The organism is Rhodoferax sp. (assembly GCF_039922535.1).
In the GTDB taxonomy this organism is placed as follows: Bacteria; Pseudomonadota; Gammaproteobacteria; order Burkholderiales; family Burkholderiaceae_C; genus Rhodoferax_B.
Window position 1 is genome coordinate 1 of sequence record NZ_JBDTEM010000240.1, and the last position, 5,658, is coordinate 5,658.

4 protein-coding genes are annotated in these 5,658 nt (G+C 65.8%); all 4 read right to left on the reverse strand.

Annotation, left to right across the window (positions count from 1 at the left end; genetic code table 11):
• Window positions 1–1,502: efflux RND transporter permease subunit (locus tag ABI213_RS11235; protein ID WP_348027101.1), on the reverse strand; the 1,502-nt coding region annotated here is incomplete at its 3' end.
• Window positions 1,499–2,701, reverse strand: a complete 1,203-nt coding sequence (locus ABI213_RS11240; protein WP_348027103.1) for an efflux RND transporter periplasmic adaptor subunit — start codon at window positions 2,699–2,701, stop codon at window positions 1,499–1,501. The genes ABI213_RS11240 and ABI213_RS11235, both read right to left, overlap by 4 nt.
• A gap of 4 nt (window positions 2,702–2,705) precedes the next feature.
• Window positions 2,706–4,208: an efflux transporter outer membrane subunit gene (locus ABI213_RS11245; RefSeq protein ID WP_348027105.1), complete on the reverse strand. Its 1,503-nt coding sequence runs from the start codon at window positions 4,206–4,208 to the stop codon at window positions 2,706–2,708.
• 164 nt (window positions 4,209–4,372) lie between these two features.
• Window positions 4,373–5,488, reverse strand: a complete 1,116-nt coding sequence (locus tag ABI213_RS11250; protein WP_348027107.1) for an NADH:flavin oxidoreductase — start codon at window positions 5,486–5,488, stop codon at window positions 4,373–4,375.
• Window positions 5,489–5,658: the final 170 nt, after the last annotated feature.

Below are 5,658 nucleotides of genomic sequence, written 5' to 3' on the forward strand. Positions count from 1 at the left end.
AAGCGCGAGCACAGCATCGGCGTGAGGGTGAGCGAAATCAGCACCGACACGGCGATGGTCAGTGTCACCGTGACCGCAAACTCGCGGAACAAGCGACCCACGATGCCACCCATCAACAGCAGCGGTATTAACACCGCCACCAGCGATACCGAGATCGAGATGATGGTGAAACCGATCTCGCCCGCGCCCTTGAACGCGGCCTCCATCGGTGCCATGCCTTCCTCGATGTAGCGGTAGATGTTCTCCAGCATCACGATGGCATCGTCCACTACAAACCCGACCGCAATGGTCAGCGCCATCAGCGACAGGTTGTCCAGGCTGTAGCCCAACAGGTACATCACCCCCACCGTGCCCATCAGCGCCAGCGGCACGGTGACGCTGGGGATGAGGGTGGCGGCCACATTGCGCAGGAATACAAAAATCACCCCCACCACCAGCGCAATGCTCAGCAGCAGCGTGAATTCCACATCTTTCACCGAAGCGCGGATGGTTTGGGTGCGGTCGATGATGGGCGTGACCTCGACCGTGGGCGGAATCGAGGCCTTGAGCCTGGGTAGGGCGGCGTTGATGCGGTCCACGGTGTCGATCACGTTGGCACCGGGCTGCTTGAACACCGCAAGCACGATGGAACGGCTGTTTTGCACCGTGCTGTTGGCGGGTGCGGCGGCACCGGCATAGGCCCAGCCAGCGATCTTGGAGTTTTCAGGGCCGTCCACTGCCACGCCCAGGTCGCGCACGCGCACCGGCGCACCGTTGCGGTAGGCCAGCACCACATCGTTCCAAGGGGCCGATTTCAACAACTGGTCGTTGGTGTAGACGGTAAAGCTCTGGTTCGCGCCATCAATCGTGCCTTTGGGCTGGTTGACGGTGGCGGTGGACAGGACGGTGCGCACGTCCTCCAGGCTCAGGTTCAGCGCGGCGAGTTTGGCCGGGTCTAGCTGCACCCGCACGGCCGGTTTTTGCACACCACCGATGTTGACCAGGCCCACGCCGGAGATTTGCGAAATCTGCTGCGCCAGGATGTTGTCGGCGTAGTCATTGACTTCGGTCAGCGGCAAGGTTTTGGACTGCACCGCCATGATCAGGATCGGCGAATCCGCCGGATTCACCTTGCGAAAGGTTGGCGGGCTGGGCAAGGTGGCCGGCAGTTGGCCGCTGGAAGCGTTGATGGCCGCCTGCACGTCCAGCGCAGCGGCATCGATACCCCGGTCCAGGTCAAACTGCAGCGTGATCTGGGTCGAGCCCTGGCCACTGGTGGAGGTCATCTGCGACAGGCCGGAGATCAGCGAAAACTGCCGCTCCAGCGGCTGCGCCACGTTGGAGGCCATGGTCTCCGGGCTGGCCCCGGGCAAGTTGGCCGATACCTGCATGGTAGGGAAATCGACCTGCGGCAGCGGTGCCACGGGCAGCAGCCGGAACACGGCCACACCGATCAGCAGCAGGGCAATGGCCAGCAGCGTGGTGCCGATGGGGCGTTTGATGAAGGTGGCGGACATGCTCAATTGCGGCTCCCGTTCAATGCTTCCACGGGTTTGGCGGGCTTGCTGGCCGGTTCGATGACACCCACGCCCGCCTTGAGCTTGTACTGCCCGTCCACCACCACGCGTTGGCCGCCCGCCAGTCCTTTGTCGATGGTGGCCACGCCATCGGCGATTTGTGCCACATGCACTGGCGTGTTGGCGACGGTGCTGTCGTCCCCCACGGTCCACACATAGGTGCCCGTCTGGCTGCGCTGCACCGCAGCGGCGGGTACGGTCAGCGCGTTTTGGCGCTGGCCCAACTGCAGCCGCACGTTGACAAACTGGCCCGGCCACAGGCTGTGCGAGGGGTTGGCGAAGCTGCCCTTGAGCTGCACGGTACCGGTGGCGGTGTCGATCTGGTTGTTCAGCAGCGTCAGCTTGCCGGTACCCAGCAGCTCGGTGCCGCTGCGGTCATAGGCCACCACGCCCAGCGGCTGCTTGCTGTCGATCTGCGCGCGGTTAATGTCCTGCACGGCTTCTTCGGGCAGGGTGAACTGCACGGCAATCGGGTCGATCTGGTTGATGACCACCAGGCCGGTGGTGTCGGCCGCGTGCACGATGTTGCCCGGGTCTACCAGGCGCGCACCCACGCGCCCGCTGATGGGGGACGCGATGCGGGTGAAGCTGAGCTGCACCTCGGCGTACTGCACGGCGGCGTTGTCGGTCTGCACTGCGGCATCCAGCTGCGCCACCAGGGCCTTTTGCGTGTCCACCTGCTGCTGGGTAGCGGCGTCCTGGGCGATCAGCGTGGCGTAGCGCGCCAGGTCGGTGCGGGCGTTGGAAAGCGTGGCCTGGTCCTTGGCGCGGCTGGCCTGGGCCTGGGCCAACTGGGCCTGCAGCGTGCGCGGGTCGAGCTGGGCCAGCAGTTGCCCGGCCTTCACGTCCTGGCCTTCGGTAAAGCCGACTTTTTCGAGTTGGCCGTCGATGCGGGCCTTGACGGTGACGGTGGCCATTGCGCTGACCGCACCAATGCCCGTGCGGTAGAGCGGCACGTTCTGCTCTTGCACGCGCACGGTGGTGACCTGCACCGGGAGCACTTTGGTGGCCGTGTCCTGGTTGGCCGCGAAGGCGGCATGGTGCAGCGACCAGGCGGTGGCGGCGCCTAGCAAGAGGACGGCAGTGGCCGCGATCCAGATCGGGCGGCGTTGGAAAAGGGGAGTCGCGGAGGAGGGGGTGGTCATGGCGTCAGCTTCCTGAACCGGCAGGTGGGTTCGAGGCGGTTGTGGAGGGGGTAGATACGGTGTCGGATGCAGTCCAGCCGCCGCCGGTGGCCGCGACCAGGGCCACGCTGGCCACCAGCTGGCGGCCCAGCAACTGGGCAGCGGTGCGCTGGTTGGTCAGCGACAGGGTTTGCGCCGTGACCACGCCGAGGTAGGTGGCGGTACCCGCGCGGTACTGGTTCAAGGCCAGGCGTTCAGAGAGTTGCGCGGCTTCTACGGCCTGGGCCTGGTAGCGCGATTCCTGCTCCAGCAGGCGCAGCGTGGCCAGGTTGTCCTCCACCTGCTGGAAGCTGCTGAGCACGGTTTGCTTGTACTGCGCCACGCTTGCGTCATAGCTGGCAATGGCCTGGTCGCTGTGGGCCCGGCGCAGGCCGCCGTCGAACACCGTTTGCGCCAAGGCCGCGCCGAGCGAGAAGACCCGGCTCGGCGTGTTGAACAGCGCACCGAGGGTGGCGCTGCTGAAGCCGCCCGCGGCGCTGAGGGTGATCTGCGGATAGAACGCGGCCTGGGCCACGCCGATATTGGCGTTGGCCGCGCGCATGCGCAGCTCGGCACCGGCGATGTCAGGGCGGCGCTCCAGCAGGCTGGAGGGCAGGCCAGGCGGCACCACCGGAATGGCCATGTGCAAGGCATCCGACGTGTCCAGCCGGGCCAGCGTAAAGGCCGCAGGGGCTTGCCCGGTCAGTACCGCAATGGCGTGCTCCAGCTGGGTCCGCTGGGCATCCAGATCGACGGCCTGGGCCTGGGCCTGGGCCAGTTGGCTTTGCGCCAGAGCCACGTCGGAGCGCAGCACGATGCCCACGGCGTACTGGTGCTGGGTGAGCGCCAAGGACTTGGCATAGGCCTCGGTGGTGGCGGCGTACAGGCTGCGCTGCAGGTCGATGGCGCGGACCTGCATGTAGTCTTGCGCCAAGGTGGACTGGATGCTCAGGCGCGCACCGGCCAGATCGGCCGCGCTGGCCTGGGTACCGGCATCGCCCGCCTCTACGCTGCGCCGCACCGCGCCCCACACATCGGGTTCCCAGCTGGCGGCCAGCCCCAGGCTGTAGTCGTCGCCCAGCTTGACGCTGCCGCTGCTGTTGGTCTGGGCCCGCGCGGCACCGGCAGTGGCCCCTACAGTGGGGAAGTACCCGGCCCGCGCGGCCGCGGCAATGGCCCGCGCCTCGCGGTACACGGCCTCTGACTGCCGGATGTTCTGGTTGGCGCGGTTGGCCTGCGCCATCAGGCCATTCAGCGTGCTGTCTTGGTAGATGGTCCACCAGGGATGCTGGGCGTCGATCAACTGCGGCGTAGCGGGTTTCCAGCCGCTGTCTTCCTTGAAAGCGGTGGGCAGATCCAGCGGCGGGCGGGCGTAGTCGGGGCCGACGGCGCAACCGGCCAGCAGCGCGGCCAGGGCGGCAGCGGCAAGCCAGGGGCTGCGCAAGGGGTGTGGGCGGCGAGGCCGCGAGGGGGCGTTCAATGGATACATGGCAGCATCCACTGTAGGCAGGCGCGCCGACCCTACGCTGTCGGCTTTATGACGGTTTTGTCAGTTTGGCGCAGCTTCTATCGGTGTCAAAAATTTATAAAAAATAGGCCTCCGGCGCATGTGGTACCTGCGCTGGCAGCTATTTTTTACATAGCGTTTGGTGTTTAAACCAGCTCGGCCAAGGACGCAGCCTCGAAGCCCTTCAGTTGGGCCGTATCGCCCGACTGGATCTTACGCGCCCAAGCGGCATCGCTGATCAGTGCCCGGCCCACCGCGATCAGGTCAAACTCGTCACGCGCCATGCGCGCAACCAGCTTCTCCAGACCATCGCTCTGCGAGCCCTGGCCACCGAAGGCACCAAAGAAGTCACTCGACAGGCCCACCGAGCCGACGCTGATCGTCGCCGCGCCCGTCAGCTTCTTCGCCCAGCCCGCAAAGTTCAGCCCGGCTTCGCCGTCGATCTCGGGAAACTCTGGCTCCCAGAAGCGCCGTTGCGAGCAATGCAGCACATCGACCCCGGCTTCCACCAGCGGCACCAGCCAGTCCGCCATCTCGGCCGGTGTGGCGGCCAGGCGGGCGGCGTAATCCTGTTGTTTCCACTGGCTGACGCGCAGGATGATGGGAAAATGGGGCCCCACGGCCGTGCGCATCGCCTTGACCACCTCAGCGGCAAAGCGGGCGCGCTCTTTGATCGTGGCGCCGTTGTAGCGGTCGGCGCGTTCGTTGGTGCCCTGCCAGAAGAACTGGTCGATCAGGTAGCCGTGGGCCCCGTGGATTTCCACTGTGTCGAAGCCAAGTTGCTTGGCATCGGCAGCGGCCTGTGCAAAAGCGGCAATGGTGTCGGCGATGGCTTCGTCGCCCATCGCCGTGCCACGCAGATCTCCGGGTGCTACCAGCCCGGATGGGCTCTCCACCGGAACCTCTGGCTCCCAGCCGCTCATGCTGCGCGTCGAGCCGGTATGCCAAAGCTGGGGGCCCATGCGCCCGCCCGCGGCGTGCACGGCATCAATCACACCCTTCCAGCCGCCGAGCGCGGGCGTACCGTGGAATACCGGAATGCCAGATTCGTAGCGTGAAGCGGGCCGGTCGACCACCGTGCCCTCGGACAAGATCAGCCCAACGCCGCCTTCGGCACGCTTGCGGTAGTAGGTGGCGTTGGATTCGCCTGGAACGCCGTTGGGTGCCATCACCCGCGTCATGGGCGCCATGACGATGCGGTTGGACAGGTTTAGGCTGCCGACCGAGAAAGGGCGAAAGAGAACGTCGGAAGAATAGGACATGGAATGGGACTTTCTAATGGAAATAAAGGCTGGCGGTTTCAGGCCGGAAATTCGTTGAACTTGCGCATGACCTTGTCGAACACGCCGCCCGGCAGCAAGCGGCGCAGCGCACGCACCTGGCCGGATTGCTTGCCCGCCGAATAGCGCAGTTTGGGCTTGGTGGCTGTGGC

Excerpts from the sequence above, each read along its gene's own strand:
- ABI213_RS11240 (WP_348027103.1), bottom strand. The coding sequence starts at position 2,701 with ATGACCACCCCCTCCTCCGCGACTCCCCTTTTCCAACGCCGCCCGATC.
- ABI213_RS11245 (WP_348027105.1), bottom strand. The coding sequence starts at position 4,208 with ATGTATCCATTGAACGCCCCCTCGCGGCCTCGCCGCCCACACCCCTTG.
- ABI213_RS11250 (WP_348027107.1), bottom strand. The coding sequence starts at position 5,488 with ATGTCCTATTCTTCCGACGTTCTCTTTCGCCCTTTCTCGGTCGGCAGC.